Raw genomic sequence first — 22,753 nt, forward strand, 5'->3', positions numbered from 1 at the left:
ATCACCTTTTTTTCACCTAGTAATCCGTGTTTTAACATAGAAGGAGGAAATGTAAAATGGCAATTACTGCTCAATTAGTTAAAGAACTGCGTCAAAAAACTGGTGCAGGTATGATGGACTGTAAAAAAGCGTTAACAGAAACTGATGGTGACATCGAGAAAGCAATCGACCTTCTAAGAGAAAAAGGAATCGCAAAAGCTGCGAAAAAAGCAGACCGTATTGCGGCAGAAGGATTAACTCTTATCAAAACTGACGGCAACACAGGCGTGATCCTAGAAGTGAACTCTGAGACTGATTTCGTTGCGAAAAACGAAGGATTCCAAGCACTTCTTAACGAACTTGCTGATCATTTGCTTGCTGCTAAACCTGCAACACTTGAAGAAGCTCATGCTTCTAAAATGGAAAACGGTTCAACAGTTGAAGAGCATATCACATCTGCAATTGCGAAAATCGGAGAGAAAATCACTCTACGCCGTTTCTCTGTCATCACAAAAGAAGATAATGCTGCATTCGGTTCTTACCTGCACATGGGGGGACGTATCGGTGTGTTAGCTGTTCTTAACGGAACAACTGACGAAGAGCTTGCAAGAGACATCGCAATGCACGTTGCAGCTGTAAACCCTAAATACATTTCTCGTGACCAAGTGTCAGAAGAAGAAGCAAACCGTGAGCGTGAAGTATTAACACAGCAAGCGCTTCAAGAAGGAAAGCCTGAAAACATCGTAGCTAAAATGGTTGAAGGCCGTCTAAACAAATTCTTCGAAGAAATTTGCTTACTTGACCAAGCGTTCGTTAAAAACCCAGATGAAAAAGTGAAACAAGTTGTAGCTGCGAAAAACGCAACTGTTCAAACTTATGTTCGCTATGAAGTGGGCGAAGGTATCGAAAAACGTCAAGACAACTTTGCTGAAGAAGTTATGAGCCAAGTGAAAAAATAATGTTTGAAAAGCTCTCTGGGGCTTTTTTAGGGAGCACAAGCACTGTGTTCCCTATTTTTTAGAGGATATTGATTTACAAAAGGCAGTTTCTTACGCATAATAAGAGACGGTATAGTATACACTTGGAGGTTATCATGAGCAAACCGAAATATAATCGCATTGTACTGAAGCTAAGTGGCGAAGCACTAGCGGGTGATGCTGGAAATGGAATTAACCCAACTGTCATTCAATCAATTGCAAAGCAAGTAAAAGAAATTGCAGAGCTTGATGTTGAAGTTGCAGTCGTTGTAGGCGGAGGAAACCTTTGGCGCGGGAAGACAGGCAGTGATCTAGGAATGGACCGTGCAACAGCAGACTACATGGGGATGCTGGCAACAGTGATGAACTCACTGGCGTTACAGGACAGCCTAGAAACGCTTGGCATTCAGTCTAGAGTGCAAACCTCTATTGAAATGAGACAGGTTGCAGAGCCATACATAAGAAGAAAAGCGATCCGTCATCTTGAGAAGAAACGTGTCGTCATTTTTGCTGCTGGAACAGGAAACCCTTATTTCTCTACAGATACTACGGCAGCACTTCGAGCAGCAGAAATTGAAGCAGATGTCATTTTAATGGCGAAAAATAATGTAGATGGTGTCTACAGTGCTGATCCTCGTACAGATGCGGATGCAGTAAAATATGATAAGCTTTCATATCTTGATGTACTTAAAGAAGGGCTTGCTGTAATGGATTCTACTGCGTCCTCATTATGTATGGACAATGACATTCCATTAATCGTCTTCTCCATTATGGAAGAAGGAAATATTAAACGTGCCGTAAATGGCGAATCAATCGGAACGATCGTGAGGGGGAAATAACGTGTCAAAAGAAGTGTTGAACCAAACGAAAGAAAAAATGGAAAAAGCCGTACAAGCATACGGACGTGAGCTTGCAACTGTTCGTGCTGGCCGTGCAAATGCTTCACTGCTTGATAAAGTGACAGTGGATTATTACGGTGCACAAACACCGCTTAACCAAATTGCGTCGATCACAGTGCCAGAAGCACGTATGCTGATTATCACACCTTACGATAAAACAGCAATCGGTGATATCGAAAAAGCGATCCAAAAGTCTGATCTTGGCATCACGCCAACAAGTGACGGAAATGTGATCCGCATTGCGATTCCTGCGCTGACAGAAGAAAGACGTAAAGAGCTTGTGAAAGTCGTAAAAAAATACTCAGAAGAAGCAAAAGTAGCTGTTCGTAACGTGCGTCGTGATGCAAACGATGATTTGAAAAAGCTTGAGAAAAATGGGGAGATCACTGAAGATGAATTAAGATCATCGACAGAGGATGTTCAAAAATTGACAGATGAATATGTCGCTAAAATTGATGACGTGACGAAAGATAAAGAAAAAGAAATCATGGAAGTTTAAGAAAAAACTATGTACAATAGATAATAGTGAAAAGACCCTCTTCATGTTTACAGGGGGTTTTTTTGTTAATACTGTTGATGACTATATTATTTAGCGGGAACGCAACCTTTTTGGGTGATGGAGGAATCTCATGCTCAATATACTCAAAAATTGGAAGAATCAGCAAACAGCAGCTTCCAACTTAGAAAGCCTAACAAAAGAAGACATATTAAATGGAGAAATTCCTGAACATATCGCCATTATCATGGATGGGAACGGAAGATGGGCGAAAAAACGTGCTCTTCCACGGGTAGCAGGTCATCATGAAGGAATGAAAGTCGTCAAGCGCATGACAAAGCTTGCAAATGAGCTGAATGTCAAAGTGCTGACTTTGTATGCTTTCTCTACGGAAAATTGGAAACGTCCAAAACTAGAAGTAGACTTTTTAATGAAACTTCCTGAAGAATTTTTAAACATCTACCTGCCTGAACTCATCGAGGAGAATGTCCGTGTGCGTTTAACAGGTGATCCAGACGGCCTCCCGCAGCATACGAAAAAAGCGGTAGAGAACGCAGTAAAGAGTACGGCGAATAACGACGGGCTCGTTTTGAATTTTGCGCTAAACTATGGAGGGCGCACAGAAATCGTCTCCGCATGCAGACAAATTTCTGAAAAGGTCAAAGAAGGTAAGCTTCGAGCAGAAGACATCACAGAAGAGATGTTTTCAGCTTATTTAATGACAGAATCTCTTCAAGATCCGGATTTGCTCATTCGCACGAGTGGAGAAATTAGATTAAGCAACTTTATGCTTTGGCAAATTGCGTACAGCGAGTTTGTCTTTACGGATGTGCTTTGGCCTGACTTTTCTGATGAGCACCTTATAGGCGCTATCGGAGAGTACCAGCGCCGCGGCCGGAGGTTCGGTGGAATTTAGAGGGTGGTGCAGATGAAACAAAGAATTTTGACGGGTGTTTTGGCAGCTGCAGTCTTTTTGCTTGCAGTTATATATGGACAGATGCCATTTACCCTGCTGATTTATTTAATGGGAAGTGTCGCTCTCTTTGAGCTTTTAAGAATGAAAAAGATCTCGATTTTCAGCTTTCCTGGTATTGTCAGCTTAATATTGCTTTGGCTTTTAATGGGCGGAGACAACAGCTTCTTCCCAAACGTGGACGCATCAAAAATGCAGATTGCTTTATTTGCAGTCTTAATACTTTTAACTTATACAGTTTTGAGCAAAAACTCTTTCACATTCGATGAGGTTGCTTTTGTTGTATTAGCCACATTATATATTGGCGTTAGTTTCTATTATTTTATCCAAATTAGAGGCTTATATGGCATGAGTGCGATCTTCTTCGCAGCAGTGATTATTTGGTCTACTGACTCAGGAGCCTATTTTATTGGGAAATCTATGGGGAAACGAAAGCTTTGGCCAGAAATCAGCCCAAACAAAACAGTAGAAGGATTTATCGGCGGAATCGTCACAGCGGTCGTGTTGTCACTTGTGTTTCAGGCGGTTACAGGATTTTTGCCATCATATCTGCTTGTGATGTTTATTACTCTTTTACTCAGTATCTTTGGACAGCTTGGCGACCTTGTGGAATCTGCTTTAAAGCGTCATTATCACGTGAAGGATTCAGGGACAATTCTCCCTGGCCATGGCGGGATTTTGGACAGGTTTGACAGCTTTTTATTCGTTCTGCCGTTTTTATACTTACTGCTCGCAACGTTTGCCAGCTAACCTCATAGAAACTTATTGAACGAGAGAAGGAGTGGCAATTTGAAATATATTTCGCTATTAGGCGCAACAGGATCAATTGGAGAACAAACGTTAGATGTGATCAGGCAGCACCCGGACAAGTTTAAGCTGAAAGCCATGACATTTGGCAGAAATATAGCAAAGGCGATTCCGATCATTGAGCGCTTTCAGCCTGAATTCGTCGGATGTGTAGACGAAGAAACCTATCACATGCTAAAAAATCATTCATTTGCATACGATGTGAAGCTGGCTGCTGGTGATGAAGCCAACATCGAGGCAGCGACCTATGATGCAGTGGACGTAGTGGTCAATGCACTTGTAGGAAGTGTTGGACTTGTTCCAACATTAAAGGCCATTGAACAAAAAAAGACGATTGCTCTCGCAAATAAGGAAACACTTGTGACAGCTGGTCATATAGTAAAAGAGTACGCTAAAACATATGATGTACCTTTACTTCCTGTCGATAGTGAGCATTCCGCTATTTTTCAATGCCTGCAAGGTGAACAAGCTAAAAATATTGAACGCTTAATCGTGACAGCTTCAGGTGGTAGTTTCCGAGATAAAAAACGAACTGAACTTGAAGGTGTTACGGTTGAAGAAGCGCTGAACCACCCGAACTGGTCGATGGGAGCGAAAATCACCATTGATTCAGCGACGATGATGAATAAAGGGCTCGAGGTGATCGAGGCACATTGGTTGTTTGATATCCCTTATGAACAAATTGATGTGCTGCTACATAAAGAGAGCATTATCCATTCGATGGTGGAATTTCACGACAAAAGCGTCATGGCTCAGTTAGGGACACCAGACATGAGAGTGCCTATTCAATATGCACTCACATACCCTGACAGGGCGCCGTTACAAGAAGCGAAATCATTGAACCTTTGGGAGATTGGACAATTGAATTTCCAAAAAGCGGATTTTGACAGGTATCGCTGCTTACATTTTGCTTATGAATCAGGTAAAATAGGAGGGACAATGCCTGCTGTACTTAATGCAGCAAATGAAATGGCAGTCGATGCATTTCTGAAAGGCAAAGTAACGTTCCTGCAAATTGAAGAATTGATTGAAAAGGCACTAATCAGACATCATGTGATTTCAACGCCTAGTTTGCAAGATATCCATGAAGTGGACAAAGATACACGAGACTTTGTTCAATCAATCCTCACATAAGGTGGTATGTTCGTGAATACAGTGATTGCGTTTATTATTATTTTTGGAACGCTCGTTTTTTTCCACGAGCTTGGCCATTTAATTATGGCGCAGCGCGCGGGGATTTTATGCCGCGAGTTCGCAATTGGTTTTGGGCCGAAGATTTTCTCCTTTAAACGAAAAGAAACCGTTTATACCATTAGACTTCTCCCTATTGGCGGATTTGTTAAAATGGCTGGAGAGGACCCTGAAGTTATCGAAATTAAACCAGGTCATACAGTGGGGCTCTTATTCAATGAGCAAAATGAAGTAGAAAAGATCATTTTAAATGATAAAGAAAAATATCCTGATGCACTTGTCATCGAAGTTGAGCAAATTGATTTAGATCATGCTATGAGAATCTCGGGATATGAAGCTGGAAATGAAGATATTCTGACTGGCTACAATGTCAGTCAAACAAGCTTCTATATTGCAGATGGTGAAGAAATTCAAATCGCACCATACAATCGTCAATTTGGTTCAAAAACAGTTTGGCAGCGAATTAAAGCCATCGCAGCTGGACCGATTATGAACTTTATCCTGGCGTATGTGATTTTGGTTGCTTTAGGTTTTATTCAAGGGGTAACCGTTGATGATCCTGTACTCGGTAAGCTGACGAAAGACGGCCGGGCGGCTGAGGCTGGACTCATGCAGGGAGATCACATCGTGTCCATTAACGGCGAGAAAATGAATTCTTGGACAGACGTCGTTCAAACAGTTCAAAAGAACCCTGAGAAAAAAATGAATGTCGTCATTGACCGAGACGGCAAAGAAAGCACTGTGCAGGTTGTACCTGAAGCTGTAAAAGCAGATGGGAAAAGCATTGGCCGTTTCGGATCATATCCGCCAACGGAAAATGGATTTTTGAAAGTTATTTCATCTTCTGGAACAACTGTCATTTCAACGGCAGGTCTGATCTTAACGAACTTGCAAAAAATTGTCACAGGACAATTTTCACTAGACATGTTAGCAGGTCCTGTTGGAATTTATGACATGACAGGAGAAGTAGCCAAACAAGGTGTGTTAACATTAATGCAGTTTGCGGCGTTCCTCAGCATCAACCTAGGCATCGTGAATTTGTTACCGATTCCTGCATTAGACGGAGGACGTTTACTATTCTTATTTGTTGAAGCCATTCGCGGTAAACCTATTAATCGTGAGAAGGAAGCACTTGTTGTCTTTATCGGTGTTGCTTTCCTCATGCTGTTAATGTTAGTGGTAACGTGGAATGACATTCAGCGGTTATTTTTATAAAAACCATTCTCTCTTGTTTCTCATTCCGGGAAACAAGAGTTTTTGTGAGAAGTCCTATTTCATAAATGAGGTGTAACGACATGAGACAATCCCTGACTTTTATTCCAACTCTTCGAGAGGTGCCGGCAGATGCTGAGGCAAAAAGTCATCAACTCTTAGTAAGAGCTGGGTTTATTAGACAAAATACAAGTGGAATCTATCATTATCTGCCGCTTGCGCATAAAGTCATTCAGCATATTCATTCGATCGTCCGCAAGGAAATGGAAAAGGCAGGCGCAGCTGAGCTGTTAATGCCAGTGCTGCAGCAGGCGGAAATGTGGCAAGAGTCAGGAAGATGGTATACATACGGTCCAGAACTGATGCGTATGAAGGATCGCCATGGCCGCGAATTTGCGCTTGGCCCAACCCACGAAGAAGTGATCACATCACTAGTACGCAGCGAAGTGAAATCGTATAAGAAGCTTCCTTTAACTTTATATCAAATTCAATCAAAATTCCGTGATGAACAGAGACCGCGCTTTGGACTGCTGCGCGGACGTGAATTTATTATGAAGGATGCATACTCATTCCATTCTTCACCAGAAAGCCTTGATGAGACATACAACAAAATGTTTACGGCTTACTCTAATGTGTTCTCAAAAGTGGGTCTCAATTTTAGACCGGTCATTGCAGATTCTGGGGCAATGGGAGGAAAAGATACGCATGAGTTCATGGCGCTCTCAGAAGTCGGAGAGGATACCATCGCTTATTCTGATACGTCCTCATATGCTGCAAACATTGAAATGGCTGAGGCTGTATATCACGGAGAAGAAGCAAATCCTGCTGACTTCAAAGAGCTTGAAAAAGTCCACACGCCGCAAGTGAAAACCATTCAAGATGTGGCTGGATTTTTAGAAGTTGACCCTTCTGCTTGCATTAAATCTGTTTTGTTTAAAGCAGATGATGCGTATGTTCTCATTCTTACTAGAGGCGATCATGAAGTAAATGATGTGAAAGTGAAAAACTTGGTAGGAGCACAGCTTGTCGAGCTTGCTTCACGCGAAGAAGTGCTGAAAGTCATTGGAACTGAGCCTGGATTTGTTGGACCTGTTAAACTGGAAGCAGAAGTCGATATTTATGCGGACCTTGCTGTGAAGGGAATGACAAATGCAGTCGCTGGTGCAAACGAAGCGGATTATCATTATGTCAATGTCAATCCTGCACGTGACGTGTCAGTAAAAGAATTTACAGATCTTCGCTTGATTCAAGAAGGAGATGTTTCTCCAGATGGGGAAGGCACAATCCAGTTTGCAAAAGGGATTGAAGTAGGACAAGTCTTTAAACTCGGCACTCGTTATTCTGAGTCAATGGATGCAACTTACCTTGATGAGAATGGACGTGCGCAGCCAATGATTATGGGCTGCTATGGCATCGGTATCTCTAGAACGCTGTCAGCGATTGTTGAACAGCATCACGATGAGAAAGGAATCATTTGGCCGGAAACAGTGGCACCATATGACCTTCACCTCCTTGCATTAAATATGAAAAACGACGCACAGAAAGAACTGGCGGAAACGTTGTACGAGCGCTTAGAAGATGAAGGCTTTGATGTACTTTTTGATGACCGCCAGGAGCGTGCAGGAGTGAAATTTGCAGACAGTGATTTAATTGGACTGCCAATTCGTATTAGCTGCGGAAAACGTTCAGAAGAAGGTATAGTAGAAGTGAAGTTTAGAAAATCAGGTGAATCACATGAAGTATCTGTTGATGATCTGATTTCATTTATACGCCAAGCATAAAGCGAACAAAAAAATGAAGGTACCTCCTGTAGAAAAGAGGTACCTTTCTGATTGACAAAAGGAGGGTCCTGTCTTGGATGAACAATTACCGATCACACGGCGGCAATTTCATATATTACTCAATCAAATTCAAATGACAGATGATGACCTCAGTCGTTACTTTGAAGAAGGGGAAATCGTCAAATTGACCGTGCACAAGGCGACGAAAACATGGCATTTCCTTTTTAAATTTAAGGCGCTTTTGCCTTACAAAGTATACGCCATGTTTCTCAGCAGGCTGACAAATGCATTTTCACATATTGCACAAATCACTTGTACGATTGAAGTGAGTGATCCGCACATATCTGAAGAACTCGTGCAATCGTACTGGTCACATTGTGTGGAAGAACTTCAAGGAATTTCTCCCCCAATCATCAGCTTGCTTCAGCAGCAAAAACCATCGCTGTCTGGACATAAAATCATCATTAAAACGAAAAGCGAAACAGAGGCACTCGCTATTAAGAAGAAGTACAGCCCGATGCTCCAAGCCGCATTTAAACAAGTGGGCTTTCCAGAGCTGCAATTCGATACAGAAATTTTTGTATCAGATCAAGAGATTCAGAAGTTCAGAGAACAAAAGCTTGCTGAAGATCAAGAAAGAGCCATGCAAGCCCTCACTGAGATGGAGAAGAAAGAAAGTGAGGAGCAGAATGAAGCTCCGTCAGGCCCTCTGATGATTGGCTATCAAATCAAAGACAATGAAGAAATTCGTACGCTTGATAGTATCATGGACGAGGAAAGAAGAATTACCGTTCAAGGCTACGTATTCGATGCAGAAACGCGTGAGCTGAAAAGCGGGAGAACGCTTTGTATCTTTAAGATCACAGATTATACAAATAGTATTTTGATCAAAATGTTTGCAAGAGAAAAAGAAGATGCTCAGCTGATGAAATCATTGAAAAAAGGCATGTGGGTGAAAGCAAGAGGAAGCATTCAAAATGATACGTTTGTCAGAGATCTTGTCATGATCGCCAATGATGTCAATGAAATGAAACCGCAGCTGAAAGAAGATACAGCACCTGAGGGTGAAAAGCGTGTGGAGCTTCATTTACATTCCCCTATGAGCCAAATGGATGCTGTCACTGGCATTGGCAGACTTGTTGAACAAGCAAAAAAATGGGGGCATGAAGCAATTGCCCTGACAGATCATGCCGTTGTACAATCATTCCCAGATGCGTATGCAGCAAGTAAAAAGCATGGCATCAAAATGATGTACGGTGTGGAAATCAACTTAGTAGACGACGGGGTACCGATTGCATACAACCCAGAGCACCGCTTGTTAGAGGATGCGACGTATGTCGTATTCGACGTCGAGACAACTGGACTTTCAGCTGTTTATGACACAATTATTGAGCTTGCAGCAGTGAAAATAAAAGGCGGGGAAATCATTGACCGCTTTGAGGCATTTGCAAATCCCCATCACCCGTTATCAGCGACAACCATCGAATTAACAGGTATCACCGATGATATGGTGAGAGATGCACCAGATGTCGTCGACGTCGTACGGGATTTCAAAGAATGGATTGGACAAGATATCCTTGTTGCGCACAATGCGAGCTTTGATATGGGCTTTTTAAATGCAGCGTATAAACGCCTGTTAAAAACAGATAAAGCGTCAAACCCTGTCATTGATACACTTGAACTTGGCCGGTTCCTTTACCCAGAATTTAAAAATCACCGGCTGAACACCCTTTGTAAAAAGTTCGATATTGAACTGACGCAGCATCACCGGGCGATTTATGATGCAGAGGCGACAGGCTATCTCATGCTGAAGATGCTAAAAGATGCAGCTGAAAAAGAGATTGCCTATCACGATCAATTGAATGAAAACATGGGGCAGTCGAATGCTTACCAGCGCTCACGTCCTTACCATGCGACTTTGATTGCTCAAAATGAGACAGGTCTTAAGAATTTATTTAAGCTTGTTTCACTTTCTCATATTCATTATTTCTACCGGGTTCCGCGTATTCCGCGCTCCCAGCTTGAGAAATTTCGAGAAGGTTTAATTGTTGGGTCTGCTTGTGATAAGGGTGAGGTATTTGAAGGAATGATGCAAAAGTCACCTGATGAGGTGGAAGATATTGCAGCATTTTATGACTATTTAGAGGTACATCCGCCGGAAGTGTATCAGCACCTGCTGCAGCTAGAGCTTGTTCGAGATGAACGTGCGTTAAAAGAAATCATCACAAACATTGTCAAACTTGGCGAAAAGCTGAATAAACCAGTTGTGGCGACTGGAAATGTACATTACCTGCATCCTGAGGACAAAATTTATCGTAAAATCTTAATTTCATCACAGGGTGGAGCGAATCCGCTGAACCGCCATGAACTGCCAAAAGTTCATTTTAGAACGACAGATGAAATGCTCGAAGCCTTCTCCTTCCTAGGAGACGAAAAAGCGAAAGAGATCGTCGTAACAAATACGCAAAAAGTATCTGAGATGGTCGAAAGCATTAAACCTATCAAAGATGATCTTTACACACCAAAAATTGAAGGTGCAGATGAAGAAATACGGGAAATGAGCTATCAAATGGCGCGCAGCATCTACGGAGATGATTTGCCGAAAATCGTAGAAGACCGCATCGAGAAAGAATTAAAAAGTATTATCGGTCATGGCTTCGCCGTTATTTACTTAATCTCTCATAAGCTCGTAAAAAAATCACTTGATGATGGATATCTCGTTGGTTCAAGGGGATCTGTCGGCTCATCTCTTGTTGCGACATTAACAGAGATTACTGAAGTAAATCCACTTGCACCTCATTATGTATGCCCAAGCTGTAAGCACTCTGAGTTCTTTAATGATGGATCTGTTGGTTCAGGCTTTGACCTTCCTGATAAGGACTGTCCAGAATGTGGAACACCGTATAAAAAAGATGGACATGATATTCCGTTTGAAACGTTCTTAGGTTTTAAAGGAGACAAAGTCCCTGATATTGACTTGAACTTCTCAGGCGAATATCAGCCGATAGCACATAACTATACGAAAGAGTTGTTCGGTGAAGATTATGTATACCGAGCAGGTACAATTGGTACCGTTGCAGAAAAAACAGCATATGGTTACGTAAAAGGCTATGCAGGAGATCATAACCTTCATATGAGAGGCGCTGAAATCGACCGGCTTGTACAAGGCTGTACAGGAGTAAAACGGACAACAGGCCAGCATCCAGGCGGAATTATCGTTGTGCCTGATTATATGGACATTTACGATTTCTCACCTATTCAATACCCAGCAGATGCGACAGGTTCCGATTGGAAGACGACACATTTTGATTTCCATTCGATCCACGATAACTTGCTCAAGCTGGATATTCTTGGGCACGATGATCCAACGGTCATTCGTATGCTTCAAGATTTAAGCGGAATCGATCCAAAAACGATTCCAACAGATGACCCTGAAGTCATGAAGATTTTCCAAGGGACAGAGCCACTAGGTGTCACAGAAGAGCAAATTGGCTGTAAAACAGGTACACTCGGTATCCCAGAATTTGGGACAAGATTTGTTCGGCAAATGCTAGAGGATACAAAACCAACGACTTTCTCAGAGCTTGTTCAGATTTCTGGACTATCACACGGTACGGATGTTTGGCTCGGAAATGCGCAAGAGCTCATTCACAATAAAACGTGTGAACTAAGTGAAGTAATTGGGTGCCGTGATGATATTATGGTCTATCTCATCTATCAAGGCTTAGAGCCGTCACTTGCCTTTAAAATTATGGAATCTGTTCGTAAAGGAAAAGGACTTCCTCCTGAATGGGAAGAAGAAATGAAGAATAATAATGTACCAAACTGGTATATTGATTCTTGTAAAAAAATTAAATACATGTTCCCTAAAGCCCACGCGGCTGCTTATGTGTTAATGGCTGTTCGTATTGCTTATTTTAAGGTGCATCATGCACTCCTGTACTATGCGGCTTACTTTACCGTTCGTGCGGATGACTTTGATATTGAAACAATGACAAAAGGATCGAATGCGATTCGAGCCGTTATGGACGATATTAATTCAAAAGGTTTAGATGCATCACCGAAAGAAAAGAACCTATTAACTGTACTAGAGCTTGCCCTTGAAATGTGTGAAAGAGGCTACCACTTCAAAAAAGTTGACCTTTACCGCTCAAGTGCAACAGAGTTTATCATTGATGGAGACGGATTAATACCGCCATTCAACTCGATCCCTGGCCTCGGTACAAACGTTGCATTAAATATTGTCCGCGCGCGGCAAGATGGGGAATTCCTCTCAAAAGAAGATTTACAAAAACGCGGAAAAGTGTCGAAGACCATCCTTGAATATTTAGATCGTCAAGGCTGTTTAGAAGCACTTCCTGATCAAAACCAGCTTTCTTTATTTTAATGTGATAAATAAGAGCGCCCTAAAAGGGCGTTCTTTTCTTTATATACAATAATTTTATTATGTTAACTAATAAAGATTTCTTATCAATTGGAATTATTTTCTTATTCATTCATATATCTTGATTTAGCGTGATGTTTTAAGAGAAGAGATTGTATGTCATTCTTTCTACCCAAATAGAGCTCAAAAGAGAATTTCGCCGTCTGAAATGTTCTCAAGCGACATATGATCATTCTGGGTACAGTCAGAAGGAGAATCAAGAGAAAACCTTCGATGAGCGTAAAGCTGATTGCTGTTTACTATGCTTATTTTTGAAACATACTTGATTCTTTTCAAAACTGTACAGATCACGAAACGAAGGTTAGAAAGGAGGCGGTCGCGTCTATTGATCAATGTTTCACTAAAAAGAAGGGGTGAGCAATAGAGAAATGGCATCTTACAACTATGTAGAGGTTCTCCAAAAATCCATGCTGTTTTATGAAGCGCAGCGGTCAGGCCGGCTTCCGGAAAGTAATCGTCTTAACTGGAGGGGAGATTCTGGACTCGAGGACGGGAAGGATGTTGGGCATGACTTAACTGGCGGCTGGTATGATGCAGGAGATCATGTGAAATTTGGACTTCCGATGGCTTACTCAGCAGCCGTGCTTGCATGGACAGTATATGAATACCGAGAAGCTTATGAAGAGGCGGAGCTGCTTGATGAGATACTAGATCAAATCAAGTGGGCAACAGATTATTTTTTGAAAGCACATACAGGACCGAATGAATTTTGGGCACAAGTAGGTGATGGAAACGCCGATCACGCTTGGTGGGGACCAGCAGAAGTGATGCCGATGAACCGGCCAGCTTTTAAAATTGATGAACATTGTCCTGGCACAGAAGTAGCTGCACAAACTGCGGCGGCTTTAGCAGCAGGTTCTATCATTTTTAAAGAAACAGATGCGTCCTATGCAGCAAAGCTTTTGACGCACGCCAAACAGCTATATGCATTTGCTGACAGGTATCGCGGCAAATATACAGATTGTGTCACCAATGCGCAGCCATTTTACAACTCCTGGAGCGGCTATGTTGACGAACTTATTTGGGGCGGAATCTGGCTATACTTGGCGACAAATGAAGAAACCTATTTAAACCAAGCATTAAAAGCGGTAGAGGAATGGCCGAAGGATTGGGATTATACGTTTACCATGTCATGGGACAATACTTTTTTTGCCTCACAAATCTTACTAGCAAGAATCACGAAAGAAAACAGATTTATAGAATCGACAGAGCGCAATCTTGATTACTGGACCACAGGTCTTGTTCAAAATGGAAAAGTAGAAAGAATCACCTATACGCCTGGCGGTTTGGCATGGCTGGATCAATGGGGTTCACTTCGTTATGCCGCCAATGCAGCATTTTTAGCCTTTGTCTATGCTGATTGGGTATCTGATCAAGAAAAGAAAAATCGATACCAATCGTTTGCGATTAAGCAAACTCACTATATGCTGGGTGATAATCCGCTGAATAGAAGCTACGTCGTTGGGTTTGGTCAGAATCCGCCGAAGCACCCGCACCACCGTACTGCACATGGCTCGTGGTCTAACCAGCTGACAAATCCTCCATCTCACCGGCACACTCTTTATGGAGCGCTTGTAGGGGGGCCTAATGCACAGGATCAATATGATGATGACATCTCTGATTATATATCAAACGAGGTGGCGACCGATTATAATGCCGCCTTTACTGGAAATATCGCCAAAATGGTGCAGCTGTTTGGTCAAGGGCAATCAAAGCTGCCAAATTTCCCGCCTAAAGAACAGGTGGAGGATGAATTTTTTGTAGAGGCAGCTGTGATGCATAACGATACAACATCTACTCAAGTGAAAGCAGTGCTGTACAACAGGTCCGGCTGGCCGGCAAGAAGCAGTCAAACACTATCCTTTAGATATTACGTCAATCTGAGTGAGGTCTTTGCAAAGGGATTCACTGAAAAGGATATTCAAGTGACAGCAGCCTACAATGACGGCGCTTCCTTATCACCTTTAAAAGTATATGACGCATCAAGCCGCGTCTATTTTGCAGAAATCGATTTTACGGGCGTAGCTATTTCTCCTAGAGGAGAATCTGAGCATAAGAAGGAAATACAATTTCGATTATCTGCTCCAAATGGATCGAATATATGGGATGCCTCAAATGATTATTCCTATCAAGGATTAACATCCAATATGCAAAAAACAACAAAGATTCCTGTCTTTGACGATGATGTTTTAGTATTTGGCACACTTCCAGACAAATAAAAATCAACGATTTTATTGAAAGGGTGAAGGACTTGTCAAACAAAGAACGGTTTTTAACGCTTTATCATCAAATTAAAAGCGATGCGAATGGATATTTTTCACCAGAAGGAATTCCGTATCATTCAATCGAGACACTCATTTGCGAAGCACCTGATTACGGGCATATGACAACTTCAGAAGCATATAGCTATTGGCTGTGGCTTGAGGTGCTGTACGGACATTACACAGGGGACTGGAGCAAATTAGAGGCAGCTTGGGACAATATGGAGAAGTACATCATCCCAGTCAATGAAGATGGAAATGATGAGCAGCCGCATATGAACGCTTACAATCCGTCCAGCCCAGCCACATACGCAGCAGAGAAACCATTTCCGGATCAATACCCAAGCCAGCTGACCGGTGCTCGTCCTGCTGGTCAAGATCCAATTGATAGTGAATTGAAATCAACCTATGGGACGAATGAAACGTATTTAATGCACTGGCTCCTTGACGTAGATAACTGGTATGGCTATGGCAACTTGCTCAACCCATCACATAAAGCCGCCTATGTGAACACATTCCAGCGTGGTCCACAGGAATCTGTATGGGAGTCCATCCCTCATCCATCACAGGACGATAAATCTTTTGGTAAACCGAATGAAGGCTTTATGAGCTTGTTCACAAAAGAAAATCAAGCTCCAGCTGCTCAGTGGCGCTATACGAATGCAACGGATGCTGATGCGCGCGCGATACAAGCGATGTATTGGGCAAAGGAGCTCGGCTATAATCGGTCAGCTTATCTTGATAAAGCGAAAAAAATGGGGGATTTCCTCCGTTACGGCATGTACGATAAATATTTTCAAACGATTGGAAGCGGGAAGCAGGGGAATCCGTATCCTGGAAACGGAAAGGGTGCCTGTCATTACTTAATGGCATGGTATACCTCTTGGGGCGGAGGACTTGGGGAGTACGCAAACTGGTCATGGCGTATCGGAGCGAGCCATTGTCATCAAGGATATCAAAATCCTGTCGCCGCTTATGCTTTATCCTCTGATAAAGGAGGCTTAAAGCCATCTTCAGCAACAGGGGCAAGCGATTGGGAAAAAACATTAAAGAGACAGCTTGAATTTTATGTATGGCTTCAATCGAAAGAAGGAGCCATAGCAGGAGGCGCAACCAATAGCTGGAATGGAGACTATAGCGCTTATCCAGCAGGAAGAAGTACTTTTTATGATATGGCATATGAAGATGCACCTGTTTACCTTGACCCGCCTTCAAATAACTGGTTTGGAATGCAGGCATGGCCAATGGAGCGCGTAGCAGAGCTTTATTATATTTTTGTAAAAGATGGCGACAAAACATCTGAAAATGTCCAAATGGCCAAATCTGTCATAACAAAATGGGTCAGCTATGCCTTAGATTACATTTTTATCGGCAGCCGTCCTGTGTCAGATGAAGAGGGTTATTTCTTAGATGAGCAAGGACAAAGAATTTTAGGAGGAGCGAATGTTTCGGTTGCTACAACAAGTGCGCCTGGAGAGTTTTGGCTTCCTGGAAATATTGCTTGGAGCGGACAGCCTGATACTTGGAATGGGTTCCAGTCTGCAACAGGAAATCCAAATTTAACAGCTGTAACTAAAGATCCGACTCAGGATACGGGCGTATTAGGAAGTCTAGCCAAAGCTTTGATATTCTTTGCTGCAGCCACAAAGCTGGAAACAGGTGATTATACAGCGCTTGGTGCAAGAGCGAAAGATGCAGCCGCGCAGCTCCTAGAGGTTGCATGGAATTACAATGATGGCGTCGGCATAGTGACAGAGGAAGATAGAGAAGACTATGACCGTTTCTTTAGAAAAGAAGTGTATTTCCCAAATGGATGGAACGGGACATTTGGTCAAGGAAATCAGATTCCTGGAGCCAGCACCGTTCCTTCTGACCCGCAGCGAGGAGGGAATGGAGTCTATACGAGTTTTGCTGATCTTCGTCCGAAGATTAAACAAGATCCAGCGTGGTCTTCACTCGAAAGTAAATATCAGTCTTCATTTAATGAAGCTACAGGCAAATGGGAGAATGGCGCACCAGTTTTCACTTATCACCGCTTCTGGTCTCAAGTGGATATGGCCACTGCCTATGCTGAATACCATCGTCTGATCAACTAAGAGGTCAAAATCAAGCTGCCGGCTTCTAGCCGGCAGTTTGAATAGGTAATATCAAACCAATGAAGATAAGGGTGATTTACATGGTCAAAGAAAGAAGCTTTCTTCATCATTCATTCAGTAGAGGCGAAAATGGGCAGGAAAATCTGATGTGGAAAAAAGAGGCGGATGATCGAATTTCAGAGCATAGACAAAGAGATCTTGTGATCAACGTGACAAACGGCGAAAAAAAGCCAATAGCAGGTCTAGAGGTTGAAATAAAGCAAATCAGACATGAATTCGCCTTTGGTTCAGCGATGAATGATCAAGTGTTATTTAATCAACAATATGCTGATTTTTTCGTGAAGCATTTTAATTGGGCTGTTTTTGAAAATGAAGCAAAATGGTATGCGAATGAGCCAGAAAGAGGGAAAATCACCTACGAAAAAGCAGATGCGATGCTGAATTTTGCAGATCGACATCAGCTTCCAGTGAGGGGGCACGCTTTATTTTGGGAGGTAGAGGATGCGAATCCAAGCTGGCTGAGGTCACTGCCGAATCACGAAGTATATGAAGCCATGAAAAACCGGCTTGAGCATGCAGGCAATCATTTTAAGGGAAGGTTTCGTCATTGGGATGTAAACAATGAAATGATGCATGGTTCATTTTTTAAAGATCGCTTTGGGAAAAATATTTGGAAGTGGATGTATGAAGAAACGAAAAAAATTGATCCTCAAGCACTATTGTTTGTGAATGATTATAATGTGATCTCTTATGGTGAACACCATGCCTATAAAGCGCATATCAATGAACTGCGTCAGTTAGGCGCGCCTATTGAGGCGATTGGGGTTCAAGGCCATTTTGAAGAACGAGTTGATCCAGTCATTGTCAAAGAGAGGCTCGATGTCCTTGCTGAGCTTGGTCTTCCAATATGGGTCACAGAGTACGATTCTGTTCACCCTGACCCTAATAGAAGAGCGGATAACCTGGAAGCTTTATATCGCGTCGCATTTAGTCATCCAGCCGTAAAAGGAGTGCTGATGTGGGGATTTTGGGCAGGTGCCCATTGGAGAGGTGAACATGCAGCCATCGTGAATTATGATTGGTCTTTAAATGAAGCAGGACGACGTTATGAAAAGCTTCTAAATGAGTGGACGACCCAAAGAGTTGAAAAAACAGATGCTAATGGCAATGTGAAATGTCCAGCATTTCACGGAACATATGAGATTCGAATCGGTAAAGAAAGTAAAATGTTGAAACAGCAGACGATTGAACTTGATTCAAATGAACAAACACCTTTTCAACTAGACGTGATCCTGCCTCAAGAAGGATAGAGATAGATTGTGAGGAGAATGTAAATGAAAAAGTGGGCTCAAAGAGTGTCTTGCTTCATACTTATAGCCGCTATATGGTCTGGCTGGTTTTCGCTTACGATGAAGGCCGCCGCTTATGTGCAGACGTCTGGTACACAATTTACGCTGAACAATCAACCATTTTACTTCGCCGGCACAAATAATTACTATTTCCATTACAAATCTAAAAAAATGGTAGATGCTGTGTTCGATGATATGAAAGCAATGAATTTAAAGGTCATACGGATTTGGGGCTTTCACGACGGGGCCCCTCAAGAAAACTCAGTCTTACAATCTAGTCCAGGCGTCTATGAAGAATCTGGTTTTCAAAAACTAGATTATGCGATTTATAAAGCAGGTCAGGAAGGAATAAAGCTTGTGATCCCACTAGTGAACAATTGGGATGACTTTGGCGGGATGAATCAATATGTGAAGTGGTTCGGGGCAGGATCGCATGATGCCTTCTATACAGATCCTCGTATTCAAAAAGCTTACAAAAATTATGTGCGCTATGTATTAGAAAGAACCAATACGTTTACAGGTGTTCAATATAAAGACGATCCAGCTATTATGACTTGGGAATTAGCCAACGAGCCGCGGATGCAGTCAGATCCAACGGGAAATGTACTAGTCAAATGGGCAGATGAAATGAGTACATGGATCAAATCGCTGGATCGTCACCATCTTGTTGCAGTAGGAGATGAAGGATTCTTTCGCATACCAGGACATGAAGATTGGTTTTACGGTGGAGGAGAAGGCGTCGATTGGGACCGTTTAACATCTCTTCCTAATATCGATTATGGAACCTATCATCTGTACCCAGATCACTGGAACAAGTCTGCTGCCTGGGGAGTGAAATGGATCGAAGACCATATCACCCGCGGGAAGTCAATCGGAAAGCCAGTTGTGCTAGAAGAGTTTGGCTATCAAAATCAATCAGCTCGTCCTGACGTATATCAAAGCTGGCTGTCAGCGGTTGAGCGGCTCGGAGGGGCTGGCAGTCAATTTTGGATTTTAACAAGTATTCAGGACGATGATTCGCTCTATCCGGATTATGACGGTTTCCGCATTATAAAAGGAAGCAGGGAGGCAGCACTTATCAGTGAACATGCGAAAAGAATGAATGAAAAGAACCGATGACGAATGCCTGCTGAATAAGGAACTGATTATATAGCTCACTCCAATTAGTAGTTCTTACTTTCCAAATAGAAAATTTAAAATGCTTGTTTATCACTTTTTCTATATTTAAATTTCTTAAAATATGATGCGTTTATGAGACCAACCATTGAAAAAGGTTTTCAGAAACGATCAAGAAGCAGAAGGTATTTGGAGATTCGTTAGGAAGGAGGTGGTTATATCTATTTTTTATTTTACCAATAACTTGACTAAATGGAAATTTAATTCTATACTCTGTAGTACAGAGTTCTTTGTGGAAGAGGAGTTTATTTATGTCTAATGAAAAATTCAATAATTCAGAAATATTAGAGAATTTATCTCATATCAAGACGATTACAAACTATAAAACAGAGTATTGTAAACAAACCAGCATTTATTTTATCATTTGGGGCCTCATTTGGATAATGGGATATTCAATACCTTTACTTTTTGCTCATTCAATAACTGCAGGTGTCTTTTGGCTTATTTTAGGCATTGCGGGCTGGGTTATCACTTTAACTACATATTTTAAACAAAAGAAAATGATACCAATGCCCTTGTTTTTAAGAACTCAATTGCAATACACATGGCTTGGTATTGGAATCATTTTAGGTATCTTTATTTTTTTAATATGTGTTGGCTTATTACCATATACATTAAATAATTTACCCTTCTATGTTGTTTTATTGGTTTCCATCATGTATTTACTCTTAGGTATTGTTCTGGCTAAAGAGATCTTTATTATGGGGTTCTGGCTAAGTGTTTTAGGTGTAACTACATTTTTATTATTTCCTAGTTTAATGAACATTATCTTCGCTTTTATAGGTGGAGGAAGTTTGTTATTAACTGGTGTGATTTTAAAAAGAAAAGGACAAGGAAATGAGTAATGTCAATAATTTAAATGATTTAATCCATCCAAAAGTTCGGTTAGGGATTATGAGTTTATTAATGATTTATGAAAAATGTGATTTTAGCTTCTTAAAAGGTTCTTTATCTGTAACAGATGGTAATTTGGGCTCGCATTTAAAAAAATTAGAGGAAGCAGGCTATGTGCTAATTACAAAAACCTTTGTGGATAAAAAACCAAAAACAATCGTTAGTATAACAGATTTGGGAGAGCAAGCCTACAAAGAATATTTGAGTGTTATTGAAACCATTTTAAAAAATAAATGAGATGAAAGGAAAGGGTGCCGAATGTTGCAAATAGAAAACGTCAGTAAAACATATGGAACTTCCCAAGCGTTAAGAAGTGTTACATTAACGATTCCAGAAGGAGTTTGTTATGGATTAATAGGTCCAAATGGGTCTGGTAAATCAACCTTGATGAAAATTATATCTCACATCATTAAATCATATGAAGGCAAAGTTGAGCATGTTGGTGAATCTAAAAGTGCGCTCGGCTACATACCGCAAGACATCAGCTTAGAGGAAAAATTAACAGCTAAAGTAAATATGGAGTTTTTTGGACAAATTTATGGTTTAAAAGGGAAAACATTAGATGAAAGAGTAGAAAAAACACTAAAAGATGTAGGATTGTGGGAAAGAGCAAATGATATCGTTGAAAGCTTTTCAGGAGGAATGAAACGCCGTTTGAATATTGGCTGCGCTTTAATGCATGCTCCTAAGTTAATTCTTTTAGATGAACCGACAGTGGGGGTAGATCCTCAATCAAGACGTTATATTTTCGACATCATTAACAAATTGAAGGAAGAGGGAAGAACTATTATCTATGTTAGTCATTATATGGAGGAAATAGAGAGTTTATGTGATTATGTGGCTTTCATTGATAAAGGGAACATTGTTGAAGAAGGCAAAATAGATGAGCTTTTGAACCGTTACGCAGAAACATCAGTCTTTTTTGAATCTAAGATTCCTAATAAAACATTAACTAATCTCGGGTATGATTTTGTAACTTATCAAGGAGGAGTGTTAGTTAAAACTACAAAACCATTAGATACTTTAGAAGATTTGGCTAAACTGAGTAAAAAGGAATCATTGGTTCCCCAACAATTATCTTTGTACAGACCGAGACTTGAAGATGTCTTTTTTCAATTAACAGGAACAGATTTACGTGATCAATTACAATAAAAATGCCCTTTATGAATGAAAACCACTCTCGTATTTCAATGAAAATAACTTAAAAGAGTGACTGATGTAGAAAGAGCATAAATCTAACGAACAGAATTAATTTGTGTGTACCGTAGATTTAAAATCATAAGTAATTAGTCAACATTATGTGACTAATTCTAATTCGTCACATCCGCAAATGGTAAAATAAATAAAAAATGTGATTATTTAAGAGTTGTATAGAAGGGAATCAAATGAATATAACGGGAGTGATTTTTATGTGGCCATTAGTCCGCATCGAATCTATAAAACAGGTGAAAGATCGATCATTGTTGTTCTGGACCATTTTATTACCAGTTGCTTCAATTATTCTTTTAATAGAATTATTTACATCAGGTAGTTCTCAAGCACAAAAAACATTAGTTGCTTCTCAATCAGTGACAGGGATGAGCGTGTTTTTCTCCACATTTGTCATTATTTCAATTGTCATTAGTTTTGTAAAAGATCGTGAGAAAGGAATTGTGGCAAGGCTAGCAAGTACTCCTTTACAGCCGCATCATTTTTTTCTTGGAAAGTGCGTTCCGTTTTTTATCATTATCTTATTTCAAGTTTTGTTGTTAACCATTTTAGGGGTTTATTTATATGGTATTGAAATAACACAATACAGCTCGTATTTCTTAGTAGTTGTCCTATTATCAATGCAAGTGACTTCATGGGGAGTTGCCATCGCCGCATTTGCTAAAACTGAGAATACAGGCTTAGTAATGACGAACATGATTGCTTTAGGGACAGCAGTTGCTTGTGGTTTATGGACTCCATTTGATCAATTACCTAGTTATCTCAAAATAATTGGTATGCTCTTCCCGCAGTATTGGGCACATCAAGGCTTAGTGCAATCAGTATCAACATTACCAGGGGGAGAGAATTTGATCTTAGTAACAGCAGTCCTTATAGGCTATACACTGTTGGGGTTTATTCTTTCGTTGGTTGGCTATAAAAAATATATAAAGCGAGCAAGAGGCTAGTCTCTAAAAATTTCAGCTAAATGTTATGCACCGCAAAATCAATGCATGTATGCTGTCTGAAA

General features: G+C 41.1%; 17 protein-coding genes. All 17 read left to right on the forward strand.

Annotated features, from left to right (window positions below; translation table 11 throughout):
* Window positions 1-56 precede the first annotated feature (56 nt).
* The 17 genes from tsf to AWT60_RS09615 all read left to right on the forward strand — a co-directional run bounded on the left by tsf (window position 57) and on the right by AWT60_RS09615 (window position 22,691).
* On the forward strand, window positions 57-938 hold the full coding sequence (gene tsf, locus AWT60_RS09535; protein WP_024424151.1) for a translation elongation factor Ts: 882 nt from the start codon (window positions 57-59) through the stop codon (window positions 936-938).
* 134 nt (window positions 939-1,072) lie between these two features.
* Complete coding sequence (gene pyrH, locus AWT60_RS09540) at window positions 1,073-1,795, forward strand: UMP kinase (protein WP_008344767.1); 723 nt, start codon at window positions 1,073-1,075, stop codon at window positions 1,793-1,795.
* A 1-nt stretch (window position 1,796) separates the two neighbouring features.
* Window positions 1,797-2,354, forward strand: a complete 558-nt coding sequence (gene frr / locus AWT60_RS09545; protein ID WP_024424150.1) for a ribosome recycling factor — start codon at window positions 1,797-1,799, stop codon at window positions 2,352-2,354.
* 130 nt (window positions 2,355-2,484) lie between these two features.
* The gene (locus tag AWT60_RS09550; protein WP_024424149.1) at window positions 2,485-3,267 is read left to right on the forward strand and encodes an undecaprenyl pyrophosphate synthase; all 783 of its coding nucleotides are present in this window, start codon (window positions 2,485-2,487) and stop codon (window positions 3,265-3,267) included.
* A 12-nt stretch (window positions 3,268-3,279) separates the two neighbouring features.
* Window positions 3,280-4,074 (forward strand): phosphatidate cytidylyltransferase, encoded by a 795-nt coding sequence (locus AWT60_RS09555; protein WP_024424148.1) that lies wholly within the window; start codon window positions 3,280-3,282, stop codon window positions 4,072-4,074.
* Between the two features lie 39 nt (window positions 4,075-4,113).
* Window positions 4,114-5,265: a 1-deoxy-D-xylulose-5-phosphate reductoisomerase gene (gene dxr / locus AWT60_RS09560; RefSeq protein ID WP_041109015.1), complete on the forward strand. Its 1,152-nt coding sequence runs from the start codon at window positions 4,114-4,116 to the stop codon at window positions 5,263-5,265.
* Between the two features lie 6 nt (window positions 5,266-5,271).
* The gene (gene rseP / locus AWT60_RS09565) at window positions 5,272-6,537 is read left to right on the forward strand and encodes an RIP metalloprotease RseP (protein ID WP_087975441.1); all 1,266 of its coding nucleotides are present in this window, start codon (window positions 5,272-5,274) and stop codon (window positions 6,535-6,537) included.
* An 80-nt stretch (window positions 6,538-6,617) separates the two neighbouring features.
* Window positions 6,618-8,315 carry a proline--tRNA ligase gene (locus AWT60_RS09570; protein ID WP_218677174.1) on the forward strand — a complete coding sequence of 566 codons (1,698 nt, stop codon included), beginning with the start codon at window positions 6,618-6,620 and terminating at the stop codon, window positions 8,313-8,315.
* A 73-nt stretch (window positions 8,316-8,388) separates the two neighbouring features.
* Complete coding sequence (locus AWT60_RS09575; RefSeq protein ID WP_218677175.1) at window positions 8,389-12,702, forward strand: PolC-type DNA polymerase III; 4,314 nt, start codon at window positions 8,389-8,391, stop codon at window positions 12,700-12,702.
* A gap of 425 nt (window positions 12,703-13,127) precedes the next feature.
* Window positions 13,128-14,978: a glycoside hydrolase family 9 protein gene (locus AWT60_RS09580; protein WP_218677176.1), complete on the forward strand. Its 1,851-nt coding sequence runs from the start codon at window positions 13,128-13,130 to the stop codon at window positions 14,976-14,978.
* A gap of 32 nt (window positions 14,979-15,010) precedes the next feature.
* Window positions 15,011-17,116 (forward strand): glycoside hydrolase family 48 protein, encoded by a 2,106-nt coding sequence (locus AWT60_RS09585; protein WP_218677177.1) that lies wholly within the window; start codon window positions 15,011-15,013, stop codon window positions 17,114-17,116.
* An 80-nt stretch (window positions 17,117-17,196) separates the two neighbouring features.
* Complete coding sequence (locus AWT60_RS09590; RefSeq protein ID WP_218677178.1) at window positions 17,197-18,426, forward strand: endo-1,4-beta-xylanase; 1,230 nt, start codon at window positions 17,197-17,199, stop codon at window positions 18,424-18,426.
* 24 nt (window positions 18,427-18,450) lie between these two features.
* Window positions 18,451-19,584: a glycoside hydrolase 5 family protein gene (locus AWT60_RS09595; protein WP_163115142.1), complete on the forward strand. Its 1,134-nt coding sequence runs from the start codon at window positions 18,451-18,453 to the stop codon at window positions 19,582-19,584.
* 308 nt (window positions 19,585-19,892) lie between these two features.
* Window positions 19,893-20,486, forward strand: a complete 594-nt coding sequence (locus AWT60_RS09600; RefSeq protein ID WP_024426999.1) for a hypothetical protein — start codon at window positions 19,893-19,895, stop codon at window positions 20,484-20,486.
* Window positions 20,479-20,772, forward strand: coding sequence for a winged helix-turn-helix domain-containing protein (locus tag AWT60_RS09605; protein ID WP_024427000.1), 294 nt, complete (start codon window positions 20,479-20,481; stop codon window positions 20,770-20,772). Before AWT60_RS09600 ends, AWT60_RS09605 begins: the two co-directional genes overlap by 8 nt.
* A gap of 21 nt (window positions 20,773-20,793) precedes the next feature.
* Window positions 20,794-21,687, forward strand: coding sequence for an ABC transporter ATP-binding protein (locus AWT60_RS09610; protein WP_163115141.1), 894 nt, complete (start codon window positions 20,794-20,796; stop codon window positions 21,685-21,687).
* Window positions 21,688-21,944: 257 nt separating this feature from the next.
* Window positions 21,945-22,691, forward strand: a complete 747-nt coding sequence (locus AWT60_RS09615; RefSeq protein ID WP_024427002.1) for an ABC transporter permease — start codon at window positions 21,945-21,947, stop codon at window positions 22,689-22,691.
* Window positions 22,692-22,753 lie beyond the last annotated feature (62 nt).

The organism is Bacillus sp. F2HM, from assembly GCF_019266135.1.
Taxonomy (GTDB): Bacteria; Bacillota; Bacilli; order Bacillales; family Bacillaceae; genus Bacillus; species Bacillus safensis.